Source organism: Micromonospora carbonacea (assembly GCF_014205165.1).
Lineage (GTDB): Bacteria > Actinomycetota > Actinomycetes > Mycobacteriales > Micromonosporaceae > Micromonospora > Micromonospora carbonacea.
On the sequence record NZ_JACHMZ010000001.1, the window covers coordinates 3,985,853 to 4,005,568 of the forward strand.

Genomic DNA, 19,716 nt, shown 5'->3' on the forward strand with positions numbered 1-19,716 from the left:
GGCGTCGGGGTGGAGTCAAGCAGTGCGGCGACGGTCACACCGCCCGCCGGCGACGACCGCCACCGCCCCGGCGGTCCGGCCCGGGTGCGCGGCCGTGCCAGGATGTCGCCGTGTCCTATCCTCCTCATTCGCCGTACCCGCCGGGCCCCGGCGCGGTCGCGCCGCTGACCGCCTACCCGCAACCGATCCCGCCGCCCCCGGGCCACGCCGTACTGGTCGTCTCGGTCAACCGGGGGCCCTACCTCGTCCCCGCCCCGGCCACCAGCAAGTTCAAGATCGACGGCCGGACGGTGCCGATCCCCGGCGAGGGCACCTGGCACGTGGCCGTCCCGGCGGGGCCGCACGACGTGCGGTACACCGACTTCATCGGAATCCCCGTCATCACCACCGCGCTCGTCGCCCAGCCCGGGGCCGCCCACCACCTGTCGTTCCGCTTCGGCGGCTGGCGCAACCGGGTCCACGACGGGCACGGCACCGACGTCACGCGCTTCGGCATGTGGTCCAACTACAGCATCATGCTCGTCACGCTCGCCGTGCTCGGTGTGCTGTGCTGCGGCGGCTTCGGGCTCGTCGCCGCCCTGTCCGGCACCTCCTGACCGGCACGTCCCGCCGCCCGGCGCCCGCCCGGCCGGGGGCCGCCCGCCCGGCAGAGCCGTGGGCGGCCCCCGGCGGGGGCGGCACCTGGCCGGGACGGCCCCTGACCGGGACGGCCCGGTCAGGCCAGCGACGCCGGGAACCGCTCCCACACCCGGTGCGCGGCCAGCAGCCGCTGCACGGCCGCGAGCGCGTCGTCGCCGGAGTCGCCCGCGACCACCCCCGGGGTGCCGACCACCCCCGCCGACTCCAGCACGGCGACGCCCGGGCCCCATGCGCCGATCGCCTTGGCGTGCCGCCAGCACTCCTGCACCAGCAGCAGCACGCGGGGGTCGATCGCCGCCGGGCCCGGCGCGCCCGCCTTCGCGTCGCGCGCCGGCAGCGCGTCCGGCGCGGGCGCGGGCGCCCCGGCCACCAGCAGCGCGTCGAACTCGACCGACCGGCCGGTGGCGAAGGTCCGCTGCACCGGCAGCCCACCCACCGTCCCGCCGTGCGGGGCGATCAGCAGCGGCACCATGCCCGCCGCGAAGACGGCCCGCTGCACCTGGCCGACCCCGTCGACACCGGCGTCGGGGTCGACGACGATCCCGACCGTACGACCGTCCGCCGGCCACTCGCGGCCGACCTGCGACAGCGCGGGGCTGGGCGCGACGTCGGCCAACGGCACGGTCGGCTCCGGCGCGGGCAGGCCCAGCCCGGCGGCCACCTGCGCGCACAGCACCGGGTCGACGTTCGCCAGGCAGGCGAGCTGACGTTCCCGGATCGCCTGGTGGTAGCACTTGCCCAGCTCGAAGGTGTAGGCGCGGACGATGTGCTCCCGCTCCACCGCCGACATGCTCAGCCAGAACAGGCGTACCTGGCTGAAGTGGTCGTCGAACGAGGCCGGGTTCGCGCGCGCCTTCGGCGCCTGCGCCACCGTCACCGGCACGTCGACGAACGCGCCCTCGGCGTCGCCGGCCGGGAACGGGTTGCCGCCGTCGAGGGAGTTCGGCCGGTACGGCGCGACCCCCGCGTGCACCGCCTGCTGGTGGAAGCCGTCGCGGAGCATGTCGTTGACCGGGGCGTGCGGGCGGTTCACCGGGATCTGGGAGAAGTTCGGCCCACCGAGGCGGGTGAGCTGCGTGTCGACGTACGAGAAGAGCCGGCCCTGCAACAGCGGGTCGTTGGTGACGTCGATGCCCGGCGGCAGGTGGCCGACGTGGAACGCCACCTGCTCGGTCTCGGCGAAGAAGTTCGTCGGCGTCCGGTTGAGCGTGAGCCGCCCGATCGGCTGCACCGGCGCGAGCTCCTCCGGCACGATCTTCGTCGGGTCGAGCAGGTCGATCCCGGCGAACGTCTCCTCCGGCGTGTCGGGCAGGACCTGCACGCCGAGCTCCCACTCGGGGTACGCCCCCGCCTCGATCGCGTCGTAGAGGTCCCGGCGGTGGAAGTCCGGGTCCACGCCGCCGAGCAGCTGCGCCTCCTCCCAGGTCAGGGAGTGCACGCCGAGCTGCGGCTTCCAGTGGAACTTGACCAGCACGGTCTCCCCGGCGGCGTTGACCAGCCGGAAGGTGTGCACGCCGAAGCCCTCCATCATCCGGTACGAGCGCGGGATCCCCCGGTCGGACATGTTCCACATCGTGTGGTGCTGCGCCTCGGTGTGCAGGGAGACGAAGTCCCAGAACGTGTCGTGCGCGCTCTGCGCCTGCGGGATCTCCCGGTCGGGGTGCGGCTTGCCGGCGTGGATGATGTCGGGGAACTTGATCGCGTCCTGGATGAAGAAGACCGGCATGTTGTTGGCGACGAGGTCGAAGGTGCCCTCGTCGGTGTAGAACTTCGTCGCGAAGCCCCGGGTGTCGCGGACCGTGTCGGCCGAGCCACGCGAGCCGAGCACGGTGGAGAACCGCACGAAGACCTCGGTCTCGCGGCCCTTAGCGAGGAAGCCCGCCCGCGTGATCGGCTCGGCGGTGCCGTAGCCGACGAACACGCCGTGCGCGCCCGTGCCCCGGGCGTGCACGACGCGCTCGGGGATGCGCTCGTGGTCGAAGTGCGTGATCTTCTCGCGGAAGTGGTGGTCCTGGAGCAGGATCGGGCCGCGCGGCCCGGCCTTGAGCGAGTGGTCCGTGTCGCGCAGCCGCGCCCCCTGCGACGTGGTGAGGTAGGCGCCCTGCTGGCCGTTCGCGGTCGTCGGCGCGCCGGTCGGCGCACCCGTCGGGCTGCGGGTGTCGGGAGCGCCCTGCTCCCCCTTCGGTGGCAGCGGGCCGTGCGGCGTCGTCGGCTCCGCCACGGGGGGCGGGGCGCTGCCGGGCGCGCCGGGGGCGTCGGGGGTCAGGACGTCGGCGACCTTCCCCGCGGCGGCCTCGACGACGTCCTTGACCGCCCTGGCGGGCTTGCGGGCACTCATCTGGACGGGTACCTCCGGGATGCGGTGATGAACGGGCATCCGGGTCGTACCCTGCTGGGTTCGAGCAAAACGGACCAGACGGGTGCCGGGCCGCCGGGCGTCGCCCGGTCAGCCGGGCCAGCGCCCGGTCAGCACCGCGACGCCGTCGCCGTCGAGCTCGGGCAGCGCCACCCGCCGGCCGGTCAGCGTCAGCAGCAGCGCCTCGCCGGTGCCCCGGACCACCGGGCCCTCGCCCGCCGCCCAGCCCAGGTCGGTGGCCTCGAACCGCAGCCCGGCGACCCGGCGGCGGTCGACGAAGCCGACGGCCCGGCCGCCGGTCAGGAAGTCCAGCGACGTCCGCAGCCGCAGCGGGTCCAGGTCGGCGGGCAGGCCCAGCGGGCGGCGGATGTCCTGCCCGTGCACCTGCACGTCGGTGAGCTGCCCGAAGAACCCGACCACGGGCGGCCGGAACGGGTGCTCCGCGTGGGTCCGCAGCGCCGCGGCCAGCTCGGCCGCCGGCCGGCGGGCCACCTGGCTGGCCAGGCGCGCGTTCGCCGCGTGCAGATTGAAACCGGAGCGCAGCACGAGCGGCAGGATCCGCCACGGGCTGACCACCAGCGGCGACACCAGGTGGCCGGCGACCTCCCGCACGGTCCAGGCCCCGCACAGGCTGGGCGTGTCGAGCTGGGCGGGGGTCAGCGAGTCGAGCAGGTCGGCGATGCGGCGGCGTTCGGCGGCGATCATCGCCAGCAGGTCGGAGGGCACGGCGACATTCTGCCCCCTGCGCACCGCCCCCGGCACCGGCCGTGCGGTCCGCCCCGCCGGCCGGCGGACCGCCGTGCCGCCGGTCACCGACGGCCGGCCCCGCCGGTCAGCCGGACGCCGGCCGTCCCAGCACCGCGCCCAGCTCGGCGCGGCTGGAGATGCCGAGCTTGCGGTAGGCCCGGGCGAGGTTGGCCTCGACGGTCTTCGGGCTGATGAACAGCGTGTCGGCGATGACCCGGTTGGTGCGCCCCTGCGCGGCCAGCCGGGCCACCCGCTCCTCGGTGGCGGTGAGCGTGGTCGGCGCGGCCGTCCGCCGGCCGATCCGGTCCAGCTCGCCGCGCGCGGCGGCGGCGAACGCGGCGGCGTCGAGCGCGCCGAACTCCGCCTCGGCCGCCTCCAGCGCCGCGCGGGCCTCCCGGCGACGCCGGGCCCGCCGCAGCGCCCGGCCCGCGACCAGCAGGCAGCGGGCGCGATCCAGCGGCAGCACGTCCGCCGGTACGGCCGCCCGCGCGGCGTGCAGCGCGGCGAGGGCCGGTGACGTGTCGACGCCTGCGGCGCCGTCGACCAGCACCCGGCTGCGGGCCAGCCCGAGGGTGGTCCACGGCCGGGGCAGCCGGCCGTGCCGCTCGGCGAGGCGGGCCAGTGCCCGGCCCGCCGTGTCGAGGTCACCGCAGCCGACGCACGCCTCGATCCAGTCCGGCTCGAAGCGCAACGCCACCGGCTCGGCGATTCCGGAGCCGGCCAGCGCCCCCGCCAGCTCGCCGTACGCGGCGGCGGCCTCGGCGGCCCGGCCGGCGGACAACGCCACGAACCCGGCCAGTTGCAGGTGGATGCGCCGGCTCCAGGCGTCGTCGACCTCCCGGGCCCGGCGCAGTCCCGCCTCCGCGACCCCGGCGGCCTCGGCCAGCCGCCCCCGGTACGCGGCCAGCGTTCCCGCCAGCCAGGTCTCCCCGACCAGCGCGCTGCCGAGCTGCTCGCCCAGCTCCCGGGCGGCGGCGACGTGCGCCTCGGCCGCGGCGAACCGGCCGGCCAGCAGCTCCGCCTCGCCGAGGTGGGTGAGCAGCTCGTGCTGCCACGGCTCGTCGCCCCGCGCCGCCGCCCGGGCGCGCATGTCGTGCAGCCGTTCCCGCGCCCGGGCGTGGTCGTCGGTGGCCTTCCACCAGATCGCCGGGATCGTGCCGGCCAGCCACGACGGCTCGCCGGCCTCCAGTTCCAGCGCCCGGTCGAGCAGCCCGGTGCGGGCGGGCCGCCCCGCGCGCACCTCGTGGAAGAACAGCAGCAGCAGCGACGCGGTCAGCAGGGGCCGGTCCTCGTCCGCGCCGAGCAGGGCGATGGCGGCCTCGGCGTGCCGCCGGGCGGCCCCGGGCCCGTCGTGGAACAGGGTGAGGTGGGCGTGGATCCGCCCCGCGAGGGGGCCGCCGTCGGCGGCGGCCAGCGCGCGCTCGCCCGTGGACACGGCGGTGGCGAGGTCGTCGGCGAACCACGCGACCAACGCGCGCAGCAGCAGCGCCTCCGCCCGCGCCTGCCCGGTGAGCTGCCCGGTCGCGGCGTCGGCCGCCGCGCCGGCCGCCGCGTGGTCGCCGCTGTCGATGCGGCAGCGCACCGCGGCCAGGCGACGCCGGTCCCGGGCGTCGGCTTGGCCGGCGGGCGTGAGCTGCGCGGCCCGCTCGAACAGGTCGGCGGCGACGGCGGGGGCGCCCCGGGCATGCTGGCGCTCGGCGGCGGCGGCCAGCTCGGCGGCGACCGCGCCGTCCGGCTCGACGGCGCACCGGGCGAGCTGCCGGGCGCGTTCGTCGGGGTCCGGCACCGCGTCGGCCAGTGCCCGGTGCAGCCGTCGGCGGACCCCGGGCGGGATGCCGCCACGGACGGCGGCGGCATAGCTGGGGTGGACGAAGCCGACCCGGTCCGGGGCGACGCGCAGCAGGCCGGCCTCCTCCGCGGCGTCCCACGCGTCCGCCGGCACCCCGGCCGCGGCGAGGTCCGGCAGGGTGGGCACGGTCAGCAGCGCCGCCAGCCGCACCGCGTCCCGGGTGCGGGCGGGCAGCGCCCGCAGCGCGTCGGCGAGCAGCTGCCGCAGCGACGACGGCACCGGCAGGTCCTCGCCGGGCCCCGGCGGGCGGGGCAGGCGCAGCACCGCCCGGGCCATCTCGATGGCCAGCAGCGGGTTGCCGCCGGCGTCGCGGACGATCCGGGCGAACAGCGGGCGGCTGACCGCGCCGTCCAGCCGGGCCCGGACGATGTGGTGCAGGGAGCCGGCGTCCAGCGGGGGCAGGGCGACGCGCGTCACCGGCGCGCCGGCCGGCCGGTCGTCGTCGAGGCCGAGGGGCGCGGCGGTGGGCCCGGGACCGTCCGTGCGCCGGGCGACCAGCACGACCGGCCGGGGCGCGAGTCGGCGCAGCGCGAACCGCAACGCCCGCTCGCTCGGCGCGTCGAGCCAGGGCGCGTCGTCGACGGCGAGCAGCACCGGGGGCCCCGCGCCGAGCGCGGCCTCGATCAGGGCCCGGGTCGCCGCGCCGACCGCCCGTTCGTCGACCACCTCGTCGCCGGACGCGGCCAGCAGCACCATCTCGGCGGCGGCGCGCTGCGGCGGGGGCAGGGCCGGCACCGCGGCGGCCAGCGGCCGGAGCAGGTCGGCCAGCGCGGCGAACGGCAGCGCCGCCTCGGCCTCGGTCGGGGCGCAGGTCAGCGTCGCCCAGCCGGCCCGCTCGGCCCGGGCGACGAGGGCCCGCCAGAGGGCGGTCTTGCCGATGCCGCTGCGGCCTTCCACGAGCACCGGCGCTCCCGCGCCCAGCGCCCGCCACGCCCGGTCGGCGACCGCGTCGCGCCCCACCAGGGAGGTGTCCATGGCGGGATGATGGCACGCGGCCGCCACCCGGGGGCGGCGCGGCGGCCGGCGGGACGGGGCGGCCGCCGGGCCTCAGAGCCGGCCGGCGACGGCGCGGGCGAGGGCCTCCAACGGCTCGCGGTTGGCCTCGGGGGCGTTGAGCCGCACCAGCCGGACGGCCACCCACCTGCCGGAGGCGTTGACGAAGAACGAGTCGTCGGTCGCGTACGCCTCGTCGCCCACGCCGGACAGCGCCCGCGTCTCGTGCCCGAGCGCCCGTTCGGTGTCGAGGTACGTCTTCGCGCCCTCACCGACGAAGACCTCGACCTGCGCGGTCGGCCCGTCGACCGGCGCGGTGTAGGTGCAGGTGTCCCCGACCGGCCTGCCGTCGTCCAGTCCTCGGCCGGCGAGCTGCTCGGCCTCGGCCTTGCGGACCAGCGCGCAGGGGTCGGGCAGGCCCAGCGCGTCGTCTCCCGGCCCGGGCGGCTGCCCGTCGGTCGGGTCGGCCGCCCCACCGTCCCGCGCAGCGGTCGGTGCGGCCGCCCCGCCGGGCTGCGTCGCCACCGGGGCGGGCCGGTCGGCGGCGTCGCCCGGGTCGGCGGAGAGCGGGCCGGCCAGCCGGCCGCAGGCGGCGGGGGCCAGCAGGGCGAGCAGCAGAACGGGGGCCAGGCGGCGGGCCCGGGCCGGGCGCGGCGGGCGGGCCGGGGGGTACGTACGACGGGACATGCGCCTGACGCTAGGGCCCCGCGCCCGCGCGCTAATCGGGTGTTTCCCTATGCGGCGGCGGGACCGGGATTGTGTCGATCATCGATCTGCGCTCTGCTTGGCGAAAGCGCCTGCCCCGTGGGCGGCGCGGCCCGTCCGACGGACGGGCGTCCGGGCACGGACCAGGGTCCGCTCCGGCATCCGGCGGGCACCGGCTGCCGGCGCCCTCGCGGGCCCCACGTACAGCCAGGGAGCAACATGCTGCACAGACAGCGCCGAAAGTCCCTTGCCGTCGTCACCGCGGCGGCGGCCACGCTGGCCGCCGCAGGGGTCGTGGCCACCGCGGGCGTCGCACAGGCCGCCGCCGGCTGCCGCGTCAGCTACGTGGTCGGCTCGCAGTGGCCGGGCGGCTTCTCCACCACCGTCACCCTCACCAACGTCGGCGACCCCATCACCTCGTGGCAGCTCACCTGGTCGTTCGGCGCCGGCCAGACGGTCACCCAGGCGTGGAACGCCACCGTCACGCAGAGCGGCAGCGCGGTCACCGCCACCAACGCGAGCTTCAACGGCAACCTCGCCACCAACGCGTCGGCCGCCTTCGGCTTCAACGGCACGTGGAACAACAGCAGCAATCCGACGCCGACCAGCTTCGCGGTCAACGGCGTCACCTGCACCGGCGGGAGCAGCCCGACCACGCCGGGCAATCCGACCACCCCACCGCCCACCACCCCGCCACCGACCACGCCGCCGCCCACCACGCCGCCGCCGACCGGATCCTGGCCGACGCCGACCGGGCAGGTCGGCGTCAACGGCACGATCGCGGTCTCCGGCGTGTTCGACGGCGGCATGCGCCGCTACTGCTGCATCGGCGACGGCAGCCAGGAGGAGAGCCAGGACCCGATGTTCCAGCTCGCCGCCGGGGCCACCCTGCAGAACGTCATCATCGGCGGGCCCGCCGGCGACGGCGTGCACTGCGCCGGGTCCTGCACGCTGCGCAACGTGTGGTGGGAGGACGTGGGCGAGGACGCCGCCACGTTCCGCGGCAGCGGGTCGCCCACCTTCCTGGTCGACGGCGGCGGCGCGCGCAGCGCCAGCGACAAGGTCTTCCAGCACAACGGGGCGGGCACGCTGACCGTCCAGAACTTCCAGGCGACCAACTTCGGGACGTTCTACCGCTCCTGCGGCAACTGCTCCACCCAGTACAAGCGCAGCGTCGTCATCCGTAACAGCACGCTGACCCGCCCCGGCAACACGGTGGCCGGGATCAACGTCAACTACGGCGACACCGCCCGGTTCTCGGGCATCACGATCGTCAACGACCCCAGCCGGGCGATGGTGATCTGCCGCAAGTACAACGGCAACAACACCGGCAGCGAACCCACCCAGGTCGGCACCGGGGCCGACGGCACCAACTGCCTCTACTCCTCGTCCGACCTGACCTACCGGTAGTCCCCCCGGCGTCGCGGGCCCGCAGCGTCGCGGGTCCGCGACGCCGACGCCGGGCCCGCGCGTGGCCTACCGGGCCGTCGTCTCGAACGCGACCGGAGGTCTGCGGGCGTCGGGCACGTCGACATCCTGCCACGCCGAGGCGGCGGCACCGTCGGGAAGGGACATTGCCCAGGACATCGACGCACATTATTATGTCAACGCCGTTCCGCAAGCGGCTGGACGGGGAGGGCGGAGATGAGCGGGAGACCCTCCCTGGCCATCGGCATCGCCTCCTCGGCGTCGCACCGCCGCCGTCTCGCCGAGCTGTTCGGCGGGTCCGAGGCCGTCCTGATCGTCTCCAGCGTGGACCAGGCGCGGCGGTTCCTCGGCGTGGCCGGCGGGCCCGCCGCCGCGCCCGCCGACGCGGCGGCCCACCGGGTCGCGGTCACCGCCGTCGCGCCGGCCGCGACCGCGCTGAGCATCGACTCCGACCGGCGGGTGCTGCGCTGGCGCAACCGCGAGATCGGGCTGACCCCGCTGGAGCACGACCTGCTGCGCTGCCTGGTGGGCACGCCCGGGCACACCTGGACCCACCGGCGGCTGCACCGCGAGGTCTGGGGCACCGAGCGCCTCGGCCGCGGCTCCGACCTGCACTCGGTGGTGCGCCGGGTGCGGCGCAAGCTGGCCCGGCTGGGCGTGCCGGCGACCATCGACGCGGTCCGGGGGGTCGGCTTCCGGCTGGCGCTGCCCTGAGCCCCTCCCGCCGTCGCCCGCGAACACGCCGTGCTCGCGCCGCCCCCCCGGCCGGCCCGCCCGCAGACGCCGCCGGCCCGCCCGGTCGAGTGACCGGGCGGGCCGGGATCGTCCCGTCAGCCGCCGCGGGTCAGCAGCGGATCGGCGTCAACGCGAAGTTCTCCACCGTGGGCGTACTGGTGTTGATCTTCGTCTGGCGGGTCTGCGGCTTCCAGCCGTCCTTCGCGACGATCAACGTGAGCGGGTTGTTCCGCTTGTCCAGCCAGTACGCGTACCGGCCCTGGTCGTCGGTGGCGAACGTCCACGACATCGCCCACGAGTCGACCTGCACCACCGCCCCGGGCAGCGGCGCGCCGACGCCCTGGCAGCTCGTCCCGGTCACCGTGCCCAGCAGCTTGCCCCAGGTCTTCGGCGGCTGCGCGGTCATCGTGACCGACACCGGCGCGACCGTGTACGGGGTGTCCTCGGTGATCACCACGGACGCCGTGTACGTGCCCGGCTGGTCGACGGTGGCCGAGATCCCGACGGTGACCGTGACCTTCTCGCCCGGCGCCAGCGTGGCGGCCGTCTTGTCGATCGTCAGCCAGCTGACGTCCGCGGCGGCCTCGGCGCACTCGCCGAAGCCGGGCAGCGCCTCGCTGTCCGGCGTCGCCGTGAAGCCGCCCGAGGAGCCGCCGACCTTGTAGAAGCCGCACGCCGCGCCGCCCCGGTACCGGGCGGTGTTGGCGTTCGGCAGGGCCGACCACGAGTTGCCCGCCGGGTCGTAGGCGAAGCCGGCGTTGGTGATCGCCCCGCCCTGCGAGCCGCCGACGACCAGCAGCTTGCCGTTGGCGACGGCGAACGAGCTGGCCCAGTTGTCGGCCGGCGCGTCGGCGATCGCGGTCCAGGCGTTGGTGCCCGGGTCGAAGGCGTAGCCGGCCTTCTGCGGCACGGTGCCGTCGTTGCCGCCGGTGCAGTAGACGACGCCGCCGATGCCGCCGCAGGACAGGAACGCCACCGACTTCGGGTAGTCGGGCAGCGTCTCCCAGGTGTCGCTGGCCGGGTCGTACCGGACGACGTCGTTGGACATCGGCGTGCAGTTCGCCGTCGTGCAGCCGCCCACCGCGTAGAGCTTGCCGGCGGCGACGGCCTGGCCGGCGGCCGCCCGGGGCAGCGGGTTGTTCGCCTTCTTCGTCCAGGCGTCGGCCGCCGGGTCGTACGACCAGGTGGCGGCGTCGGGGCCGGACGCGCCCCAACCGCCGGTCACGACGATCTTCCCGTCGACGACGCCGGCCGTGACGGCGTTGCGCGCGCCCGGCAGGTCGGCGATCGGTGCCCAGGTCTGGGCGATGGGATCGTAGGCGTAGTTCTTCGCCGACGACGCCGTGCCGTTGCCGCCGGCGATCGAATACACCTTGCCGTCCAGGCTGACCACCCGGTTGTCCATGATGTTGGCCGGGAAGTCGGTGACGTCCGTCCAGGGCGCGGCCTGCGGGCCGGTCGGGGCCGGGGCCGCCGCGGCGGCGTTGCCGGACGCCCGCGCGGCCAGCGACGTGGCGGCCGTGATCCGCTGCTCCGGGGCCCCCTCGGCGGCCAGGATCTGCCGCTGGGTCACCCGGGAGCCGTCGGCCCGCAGCAGCTCGAACCCGCCGTCACGCTCGCCGAAGCGGACGTCGACGGGTGCCCCGCCGGTGTTGGTCACGGTGAAGGTCTTGGCGACGGTGCCGGTGGGCATCCGCACCGTGCCGCTGACCTCCGCCGGCTGCACGGACAGCCGGCCCGCCGCGAGCTTGAAGGTCGCGGTGGTGGCCCAGTCGGCCTCCACGGTGACCTGCTTGCCCTGGCTGAGATAGCCGCCGGCCTTGGCGGTGAACCGGTGCGCGCCGGTCAGCGAGGAGAACAGCCAGTAGAAGCCGTCGGGCAGCTCGGTGTCGTCGGGGGTGGCCACGGTGGTGGCCGTCTCCGCCGGCCGGTCGTCGCTGGTGACGGTCGCGCCGTTGACGTAGCCGTTGTCGTTGGCGTCGCGGACGTGGCCGAGCACCAGGCCGCCGTCGGTCGGCGCGCAGGTGACCTCGCTGCCGATCAGCACGTTGTCGACCTGCCACCACCACTCCCAGGTGGCGTCGTAGTAGTGGAACCGCACCTGGACCCCGGACTTGCCCGCCGCCTGCGGGATCGCGATCTCGGTGACCTTGGGCCCGCGTACGTCCGCCGCCTGCCGCAGCACGTTGGTCCAGGTCTCGCCGCCGTCGACGCTGAGGTCGACGTCGGCGCGCTCGGAGCTGACCCAGTTGAGGTCCTGGTTGAACCGGATCACCGGCGCGGCGACGTCGGTCAGGTCGACGACCGGGCTGACCAGCGAGGTGTCCTGCTTCCCGCCGCTGCCGTAGTCGTCGCTGTCGACGATCGCGAAGCCGCCGGTGCCGCCGGTGAGGTTGCCCCGGTTCCCCGTGTCGGTGAACCGCCACCCCTGGCCGGTGCCGGCGTTGTCCACGACCGACCAGCCGGTCGGGGCGCGGTCGCCGTCGAAGGTCTCGTACACGCCGTCGGAGCCGTACCCGTAGCCCGGCGCGGTGGTGCAGGCGGCCGGGTCCACGGTGACGGCGACGTTCTGGGTCTTGTTGCCGGAGCCGACCACGACCTCACGGGTCACCGTCTGGTAGCCCGGGTACTGCGGCTCCACCTTCAGCTTGTACGTGGCCGAGGCGGGCAGGGTGAGGCTGTAGCGGCCGTTGCCGGGGGTGGTGTAGTCGGACACCGGGAGGCCCTCGACGCTGACCTTCGCGTACACCGGCCAGCCGTGGCCGGAGCCGTCGGTGACCGAGCCGCTGACGGTGACCGACGGCACCGCCGTCAGCGCGACGTCGAGCGTCGTGGTCGCGGCGGCGCGGACCGTGGCGGGCAGGGTCCGGGCGGCGTAGCCGAACGCGGTCACGGCGACCTGGTAGTCGCCGGCGGGCAGCAGGGAGGAGTACCTGCCGTCGGCGCCGGTGGTGAGCTGCCGGGACGCCGGGCCGGTGAGGGCGACCGTGGCGCCGGGGACCGGGTCGCCGGTGGCGGCGTCGGTGACCGTGCCGGCGAGGGTGCCGGTCTCCCCGATCGGGGCGGCGTCGAGCAGGGCGAGGGCGTCGAGGCGGCCCTCGCCGTAGACGTTGTTGTCGTCGGCGGTGCCGCCGCACTGGGCGTCGGCGGTGTCGATCGCCGTGCCGTCCAGCAGGGCGCGGGTGGCCGCGACGTCGCCGACCAGCGCGGGCGCCGCCGACCACAGCAGCGCGACCGTGCCGGCCAGGTGCGGGGAGGCCATCGAGGTGCCGCTCAGGCTGCCGTAGCCGCCGCCGGGGATGCTGGAGCGGACGTTGACGCCGGGCGCGGAGATGTCGGGTTTGACGGCCCCGCCCTGGCCGGCGCCCCGGGCGGAGAAGCTGGCGATGGTGTTGTTGACGTCGTACGCGCCGGTGGAGTAGTTGCTGGACCGGCTGCCCGGCGAGCCGCTGGTCTGGCAGGCCGGGCCGCTGTTGCCGTTGGACCAGGCGCCGAATATGCCCGACGCGGCCCAGGCCAGCGTCACGTCCTCCATGAACGGGTCGGTGGAGGGCAGCCGGGTGCCCCACGAGTTGTTGATGACGTGGGGTCGCTTGCTCGCGTCGGGGTTCTCGCCGTCGAGGTCGGTGGGTTCGAGCATCCACTGGCCGGAGGCGATCAGCGCCGCGTCGGTCGGGCAGCAGCCGTTGGCCGCGATCCACCGGACGCCGGGCGCGACACCGATCTGGTTGGCGCCGTCGGCGCCGGCCATCGTGCCCATCGTGTGGGTGCCGTGGCCGTCGCCGTCGCAGGGGGCGGCGGCGCAGTCGCCGGCCGCGTCGAACCAGTTGTAGTTGTGGTCGAAGGTGCCGTCGCCGTTGTTGCCCCGGTACGCCCGCACCAGCGCCGGGTGGTCGAACTGCACGCCGGAGTCGATGCTCGCCACCGTGATGCCGGCGCCGGTGACGCCGTAGCGCGACCAGACGTCGTCGGCGTTGATGTTGGCGATGCCCCACTCCAGGGCGTTGGCCGTCTTCTCGTCGGTCCCCTTCGTGACCTCGGGAAGCTCGTAGGCGACCGGCGCGTAGACGCCGTCGACCTCGGCGTGCGCGGCGAGGCTCTGCGCCATGGTCAGGGAGCCGCTGCTGACCTTGATGGCGTTGGTCGCCCAGAAGCTCTGGTACTTCGCGCCCGCGCCGTCGAGCTCGGCGCGGACCTTGGCCTGGCTGTCGACGGCGGTGCGGCGCAGCGCGTCCGCCACGGCGGCGCCCCGCTTGGTCCAGTCGGCGATCGCGGCGGCCTTGCTCAGGTCCGCCCGGGCACCGAAGTGGATCCAGAAGTCACTCTCGGTCTTGGTCTGGAGCCGTTGGACCAGCTCGGGCCGGATCTTGTCCGCGGGCGTGCCGCCCGGCGCGGCCTGCGCCCCGGGGGCGGTCGTGGCCAGGGCCGTCGCCGCGAGGGCGAGCGCCGCACCGGCGCTCACCAGGCGCCTGGCCAGGCCCCTGGGGTGTGGACGTCTCAGCATTCGGTGCCGCCTCCTGCACGAACGACCCGCGGTTGGTCGGGCCGTGGCAGGGGTACAACGACCGAGCCTCCCGTCTGGACGCACGGCGACGAACCCCCGGGCCCCTCAGGCGTCGTGCGGGTCACGCCGGCCGCCTGTGGGCAAACTATGATCGACAAAGATGAAGGATCAAGCACGCGACGTGAGCAACTCGTCGCTAGGAGCAGCCCGCCCGGCGATGCCGGCCGCCTGTCGCTGTCACGGCGCTGACAGACTCGGGCGGCGGCGGCCGGCCTGCTCCGGGTGGGCGCGGTGAGCGGCGGCGACGGCGGCCCGCCGGCGGGCCCCCTCGACGAGGCAGGGCCGACGGTCCCGCTGGTGATCGCGGTGACCCCGTCGCCGGCCGAGCGGATCCGGCTCGCCGAGCGCCTCGACGGCGTCGCGCCCCTGCTGCTGGTGGCCGACCTCGACGAGTTGCGCCGGCTGATCGCCGTCCCGCAGGGGCCGCCGGCCGCCACGACCCCCGCCCCGGACGACACGCTGTGGATCGACTCGGCCCGGTCGACGGCCCGCTACGGCGGGCGCGAGGTCTTCCTCACCCGGCTCGAACGCGACCTGCTGGCCCGCCTGACCAGCGAGCCGGTGCGGGTCTGGAGCTACGCGGAGCTGCACCGCACGGTCTGGCACGACGAGGGGCGCCAGCGCACGGCCGGCGTGCAGTCCCTGGTGAAGCGGCTGCGCCGCAAGCTCGACCAGCTCGGCACGGGCGTCACCGTCGTCGCGGTGCGGGGGGTCGGGTTCCGGCTGACCGACCACCGGCGGCCCCGCATCGACGGCGGGTGAGGCCACGGCGTGACGGTGCAGGATGGGGGCATGGCCGGGCTCGTCGGGCGGGACGACCAGATCCGTCTGCTCGGGGACCTGCTCACCCGCGCGATCGGGGGGCGGGGCGGCGCGCTGGTGTTGCGCGGCGAGGCCGGGATCGGCAAGTCGGCCCTGCTGGAGCACGTGGCACGGGCCGGGCGCGGGCTCGGGGTGCGGGTGCTGGAGGTGACCGGCGTGCAGGCCGAGGGGCAGATCCCGTACGCCGGGCTCGATCACCTGCTCCGCCCGCTGCGCCCCGCCCCGACGGCGGCGGACTCGCCGTACCGCCGGGCCGTCGAGGTGCTGCACCTGCTCGGCGAGCCGGAGCAGCCCACGCTGCTCGCGGTCGAGGACGCGCACTGGCTGGACGCCGCGACCTGGGAGACCCTGACGTTCCTCAGCCGGCGGCTCGGGTCGGACCGGGTCGCCGTGGTCATGGCGGTACGCGACGGCGAGGACGTCGACCGGCGGCTCACCAGGGCGGGGCTGCCCGAACTGCGGCTGGAGCTGCTGGCCAGGGCCGACGCCGAGACGTTGCTGGACAGGGCCGCGCCCCGGTTGGCCCCCCGGCTGCGGGCCCGGGTGCTGGCCGAGGCCGCCGGGAACCCGCTGGGCATCGTGGAGCTGGGCGGCTCGGTGGCCCGGCTCGGCGACGGCGCGCTGTCGCCGTCGGCGCTGCCGCTGAGCGCGCGGGTGGAGCGGACCTTCGGCGGGCTGGTCGCCGACCTGCCGCCGCAGACCCGGACCCTGCTGCTGGTCGCGGCGCTGAACGACGGGTCCGGCCTGGACGAGATCCTGGCGGCGGCCACGCTCCTCGGCGGCGTCGAGGTGCCCACCGAGGCGATCCAGCCGGCGGTGACCGCCCGCCTGGTCGCCGTCGACGAGCAGTACGAGCTGCGGTTCCGGCACCCGTTGCTGCGCTCGGCGCTGCGCCAGCAGGCCGCGCCCGCGGACCGTCGGCGCGGGCACGCGGCGCTGGCCGAGGTGCTGGCGGCGAGCCCGCAGCGCCAGCTCTGGCACCGGGCCTCGGCCGCGCCGGGCCCGGACGAGGCGCTGGCCCGGGAGCTGACCGACGTGGCGGCCGCCGCCGCGCCGCGGCAGGCGCCGCTCGCGCTGGCCGCGCTCACCCGGGCCGTCCAGCTCAGCCGGGACCCGGCCGCGCGCGGCCACCGGCAGGTGTCGAGCTGTCTCGTGGCGCACGAGCAGGGCGACCAGCACACCGTGCGGCGGCTGCTCGGCGAGATCGACGAGAGCGTCCTGCGGCCGGCCGACCACGCCCGGCTGACCTGGCTGCGCGAGACGTACCTCCCGATCGCCTGGTCCGGGCCGGAGCGGCTGCTGACCTACGCCGACCTGATCGACACGATGCGCCGCGACGGCGACCCCGAACGCGCCCTCCAGGCGATGAACGACCTGGCGCTGCGCGTCTACTACTCCAACGTGCCGACGCCCGTCCGCGACCGGTTCACCGAGGTCACGCTCGCGCTCGGGTCGATCGACGACGACCCGCGCGTGCCCGCGATCCTGCTGCTGGTCGCACCGGTCGAGCACGGCGTCGCCGCGCTGCGCCGGCTGGAGCGCCTGGCGCACCGGACGGACCTGCCACCGGCCCTGCGCAGCGACCTGTCGATCGCCGCCTGGGCCATCGGCGCGTTCGACCTCGCCGGGACGTTCGCGCTGTCCGCCGCGGCCGAGGTCCGCGCGCAGGGCCGGATCGGCGTCCTCTCCCAGGCGCTCAACGCGGCCGCGGCGGCGTACGCGGCGCTGGGTGACACCCGGGCCGCCGTGCCGCTGGCCGCCGAGTGCATCAGCCTGGCGGAGGAGACCGGGCTGCCGATGTGGGCGCTGGGCGGCGGCCTCACCATGGGCCTGGTCGAGGCGCTGCGGGGCGACGTCGCCGCCGCCCACCGCCGGGCCGAGGCCGCCGAGCAGGCGCTCTCCGCCGGCCGGCGGCTGCCGATGCTGGCCCTCGTGCAGCGCATCCGGGGCGTCGCCGCGCTCGCCGAGGGCTACCCCGACGACGCGTTCCGGCAGCTCATGCGGATCTTCGACCCGGCGGACAGCGCCTACTTCCCGGCCCACCAACTGCTCGTGCTCGGGCACCTGGCCGAGGCGGCCCTGCTCGGCGGCTTCCAGGACGAGCTGCGCCCGGTGGTCCGCGACCTGGAGCCGGTCGCCGCGGCCACTGGGTCGCCCGCGCTGCGGGTCGGCCTCGGCTACGCCCGCGCGGTGCTCGACGGGGACCACCAGGCCGCGCTGGCCGGGGACCTGACCGGCTGGCCGTTCGACCGGGCCCGCCTCCAGCTCGCGCACGGCACGGCGCTGCGGCGGGCGCACCGGGTCACGGAGAGCCGGCCGCCGCTGCGGGCCGCCGTGGCCACCTTCGACGCGCTCGGCGTCACGCCGTGGGCCGACCGGGCCCGGGCGGAGCTGCGGGCCACGGGCGAGACACGGCGGCGGCCGACGGACGCGTTGACCGCCCTCACCCCGCAGGAGCAGCAGATCGCCCGGCTGGCGGCGGAGGGGCTGAGCAACCGGGAGATCGGCGCGCACCTGTTCCTGTCCCCCCGGACGGTCAGCACCCACCTGTACCGGATCTACCCGAAGGTCCACGTCAAGTCGCGGGCGGAGCTGGCGCGCGTCATTACGTCATCCGACGTACGCTGAGCACTCGCGGGATTACCTAACGTGAGGCGCATGCCTGTTTCACACACTGTCGATCCGCGCCGCCCGGCTCCGCGGCTGCGGATCCTCGGCCCGCTACGGGTCCGGCGCGGCGACGCCGAGGTCGACGCCGGGCCGCCGCAGCAACGTTGCCTGCTGGCGCTCCTGCTCGCCCGCACGGGCCACCCGGTCGGCACGCCCGAGCTGGTCGACCTGCTCTGGGGGCCGGGCGCGCCGCCGAGCGCGGTGAACACCATCCACAAGTACGTCGGTGGGCTCCGCCGCCTGCTCGAACCCGGCCTGCCGCCCCGCGCCCCGGGCGCGTACCTGACCCGGCACGGCAACGGCTACCGCTTCACGGCCGGGCCGGAGGCGCTCGACCTCGTGCTGTTCCGGCGCACCCTCGCCGAGGCGAAGGCGTACGCGCGGGGCGGCGAGCCGGACCGGGCGCTCGACCGGTACGTCGCGGCGCTGCGGCTCGGCCACGGCCCCGCCGGCGACGGCCTGGGCGGCACGCCGGCGGCCCGGGCCACGTTCGCGCGCCTCGACGGCGAGTTCACCGACGCCGTCCTCGACGCCGCCGGGATCGCGGTCCGGCTGCGCCGCCCGGCGCCGGTCCTTTCGTCGCTGCGCCGCGCGGCCGAGCAGGACCCGCTCGACGAACGCGTCCAGGCGGGCCTCGTGACGACGCTCGCCGCCGCCGGCCGCCAGGCCGAGGCCCTGGCGGCGTACCGGTCGGTCCGCGACCGGCTCGCCGACGAGCTGGGCATCGACCCGGGGCCGGACCTGCGGGAGGCGCACCGGCGGGTGCTGACCCAGGCGGGGCCGCCACCGCGTCGCACGGGGAGGGCCGTGGCCAGGCGGCGGCGCTGGCTACGGCCCTCCCGCCGGTCGGCGGGGCCGGTCGGTCAGGCGTCCGAGTTCACGCCGAAGGTGATCCCGGAATACAACCACGCGCTGTCGAAGATCTTCGACAGCGGCGAGTAGTACGACCGCGTGGTGCAGGTGCCGTTGCTGTTGGTGCCGCCGTGCAGGATGCCGTACGCGATGTGGTCGACCTCGCTGAACAGCGGGCCGCCGCTGTCCCCGCTGCGCGTGCAGATGTCAGTCATCATTCCGCCGTCCTTCGACAGGACCGTGCCGCACCTGGTGTTGTTGGACGTCTGACCGGTGTGGCAGGCCACCCAGCCGACCTCGATCTGGGCGTAGCTGTACATGCCGTCGATCGGGAACTCCTTGCTCTTCCCCGAGTGGAACACCGTGTTGCGTGGGTTCACCACCCAGTAGCTGACGTACTCGAAGCCGTTCATCACCACGTACGGCATGATGACCCCGTCGTTGGGGTAGTTTCGGCTGACGTAGGTCGGAGAGTTGTAGCGGCCGACGTAGAGGCCCGCGTGCCGGGAGTAGTAGCCCTCCCCACCCTCGCTGCAGTGCCCCGCCGTGACCGTGTACTGCCAGCCGTCGGAGCCGTGCACGTTGAAGCCGTTGGTGCAGGTCCACTTCGGGCTCTTGTTGAAGTCGAGGAAGTCGAGCCGCAGGCCGCCGCGCATCGGCGCCTCACAGTTCTGGATCGCGCAGGCCTGCGGGGCGGGGGTCGGCGAGTCGACCACGGTGACGCCCAGGTCGCCGGCCAGCGCGAGCCGGCCGGCCGAGCCGCGGACGGCGGCCGCCGCGCCGTGGTGCAGCTCCACCCGGTTGCGCTGCGGGTTGATCACCGGCTCCTGCTCGGGCGTGAGCCCCAGCCGCGCGCTGGCCTCCCGCGCCCTGGCCGCGAGCTCCCGCAGGGAGTGCCGCACCCCGACGACGCGGATGTGCTGCCGGTCCGGGATCGCGCCCAGCGCCGGGGCCAGTCTTCCGGCGGCGGTGCTGGCGACATAGAGCACGCCCCCGTTCTCCTGGTCGATCCAGGAGCCCGCGAACGTGTCGCCGTGGTCCCGGGCCAGCACGTCCTGCAACGCCCCGGCGGTCCGCTGCAACTCCAGCCGGCGCACCGCCTCCCGCACGCTGACGCCGTAGGTCCTGGTCAGATAGTCGACCGAGCCGGCGACGTCGGCCGGTTGCACGGGGGCCGCCAGAGCCAGCCGGATGACGGGGGCGGCCGCCGCCGGCCCGGAAACCGTGAGGGATCCGGCGGCGACGACCAGGCTGACCGCCGCGGCCAGCCTCCAGTTCGTTCCTCTTCGCACCTGAGTCGCGTCCCTTCGCCACGTGACGCCCTTCGCGTCGGTGCCGTAGACGCTGCCAGCCGGC

At 75.8% G+C, this 19,716-nt stretch carries 12 protein-coding genes; 6 read left to right on the plus strand and 6 right to left on the minus strand.

The genetic code is table 11. The features are described from left to right. The first annotated feature begins 110 nt into the window (after positions 1-110). On the plus strand, positions 111-596 hold the full coding sequence (locus HDA31_RS17000; protein ID WP_178064444.1) for a hypothetical protein: 486 nt from the start codon (positions 111-113) through the stop codon (positions 594-596). A gap of 119 nt (positions 597-715) precedes the next feature. On the opposite strand, the gene HDA31_RS17005 is transcribed toward HDA31_RS17000, so the two are convergent. The 4 genes from HDA31_RS17005 to HDA31_RS17020 all read right to left on the minus strand — a co-directional run bounded on the left by HDA31_RS17005 (position 716) and on the right by HDA31_RS17020 (position 7,271). Then, positions 716-2,977, minus strand: a complete 2,262-nt coding sequence (locus HDA31_RS17005; protein WP_178064443.1) for a catalase — start codon at positions 2,975-2,977, stop codon at positions 716-718. A 108-nt stretch (positions 2,978-3,085) separates the two neighbouring features. Then, entirely contained in the window at positions 3,086-3,721 is a 636-nt protein-coding gene (locus HDA31_RS17010) for a maleylpyruvate isomerase family mycothiol-dependent enzyme (protein ID WP_219825041.1), read from the minus strand. A 106-nt stretch (positions 3,722-3,827) separates the two neighbouring features. After that, entirely contained in the window at positions 3,828-6,566 is a 2,739-nt protein-coding gene (locus HDA31_RS17015; protein ID WP_178064442.1) for a helix-turn-helix transcriptional regulator, read from the minus strand. 72 nt (positions 6,567-6,638) lie between these two features. After that, the gene (locus HDA31_RS17020) at positions 6,639-7,271 is read right to left on the minus strand and encodes a hypothetical protein (protein ID WP_178064441.1); all 633 of its coding nucleotides are present in this window, start codon (positions 7,269-7,271) and stop codon (positions 6,639-6,641) included. 237 nt (positions 7,272-7,508) lie between these two features. On the opposite strand from HDA31_RS17020, the gene HDA31_RS17025 reads away from it, so the two are divergent. Both HDA31_RS17025 and HDA31_RS17030 read left to right on the plus strand, forming a co-directional pair. Continuing rightward, positions 7,509-8,699 carry a pectate lyase gene (locus HDA31_RS17025; RefSeq protein WP_178064440.1) on the plus strand — a complete coding sequence of 397 codons (1,191 nt, stop codon included), beginning with the start codon at positions 7,509-7,511 and terminating at the stop codon, positions 8,697-8,699. Between the two features lie 234 nt (positions 8,700-8,933). Next, entirely contained in the window at positions 8,934-9,431 is a 498-nt protein-coding gene (locus HDA31_RS17030; RefSeq protein WP_178064439.1) for a winged helix-turn-helix domain-containing protein, read from the plus strand. A gap of 130 nt (positions 9,432-9,561) precedes the next feature. Here HDA31_RS17030 and HDA31_RS17035 read toward each other — a convergent pair whose 3' ends face one another. Next, positions 9,562-13,914 (minus strand): carboxypeptidase regulatory-like domain-containing protein, encoded by a 4,353-nt coding sequence (locus HDA31_RS17035; protein WP_246384581.1) that lies wholly within the window; start codon positions 13,912-13,914, stop codon positions 9,562-9,564. A 333-nt stretch (positions 13,915-14,247) separates the two neighbouring features. On the opposite strand from HDA31_RS17035, the gene HDA31_RS17040 reads away from it, so the two are divergent. Genes HDA31_RS17040 through HDA31_RS17050 form a run of 3 tightly spaced genes read left to right on the plus strand, consistent with a single transcriptional unit; the run spans position 14,248 to position 18,450 of the window. Then, positions 14,248-14,778 carry a winged helix-turn-helix domain-containing protein gene (locus HDA31_RS17040; RefSeq protein ID WP_178064437.1) on the plus strand — a complete coding sequence of 177 codons (531 nt, stop codon included), beginning with the start codon at positions 14,248-14,250 and terminating at the stop codon, positions 14,776-14,778. 30 nt (positions 14,779-14,808) lie between these two features. Further along, positions 14,809-17,466, plus strand: a complete 2,658-nt coding sequence (locus HDA31_RS17045) for a helix-turn-helix transcriptional regulator (RefSeq protein WP_178064436.1) — start codon at positions 14,809-14,811, stop codon at positions 17,464-17,466. A 30-nt stretch (positions 17,467-17,496) separates the two neighbouring features. Continuing rightward, complete coding sequence (locus HDA31_RS17050) at positions 17,497-18,450, plus strand: AfsR/SARP family transcriptional regulator (RefSeq protein ID WP_178064435.1); 954 nt, start codon at positions 17,497-17,499, stop codon at positions 18,448-18,450. Here HDA31_RS17050 and HDA31_RS17055 read toward each other — a convergent pair. Next, a complete protein-coding gene (locus tag HDA31_RS17055) occupies positions 18,372-19,652 on the minus strand; it encodes a S1 family peptidase (RefSeq protein WP_178064434.1) in 1,281 nt (426 codons plus the stop codon). The two genes, HDA31_RS17050 and HDA31_RS17055, sit on opposite strands and share 79 nt — an antisense overlap. Between the last annotated feature and the right edge of the window lie 64 nt (positions 19,653-19,716).

Excerpts from the sequence above, each read along its gene's own strand:
- HDA31_RS17050 (WP_178064435.1), top strand. The coding sequence starts at position 17,497 with ATGCCTGTTTCACACACTGTCGATCCGCGCCGCCCGGCTCCGCGGCTG.
- HDA31_RS17020 (WP_178064441.1), bottom strand. The coding sequence starts at position 7,271 with ATGTCCCGTCGTACGTACCCCCCGGCCCGCCCGCCGCGCCCGGCCCGG.
- HDA31_RS17025 (WP_178064440.1), top strand. The coding sequence starts at position 7,509 with ATGCTGCACAGACAGCGCCGAAAGTCCCTTGCCGTCGTCACCGCGGCG.
- HDA31_RS17030 (WP_178064439.1), top strand. The coding sequence starts at position 8,934 with ATGAGCGGGAGACCCTCCCTGGCCATCGGCATCGCCTCCTCGGCGTCG.
- HDA31_RS17045 (WP_178064436.1), top strand. The coding sequence starts at position 14,809 with ATGGCCGGGCTCGTCGGGCGGGACGACCAGATCCGTCTGCTCGGGGAC.
- HDA31_RS17005 (WP_178064443.1), bottom strand. The coding sequence starts at position 2,977 with ATGAGTGCCCGCAAGCCCGCCAGGGCGGTCAAGGACGTCGTCGAGGCC.
- HDA31_RS17015 (WP_178064442.1), bottom strand. The coding sequence starts at position 6,566 with ATGGACACCTCCCTGGTGGGGCGCGACGCGGTCGCCGACCGGGCGTGG.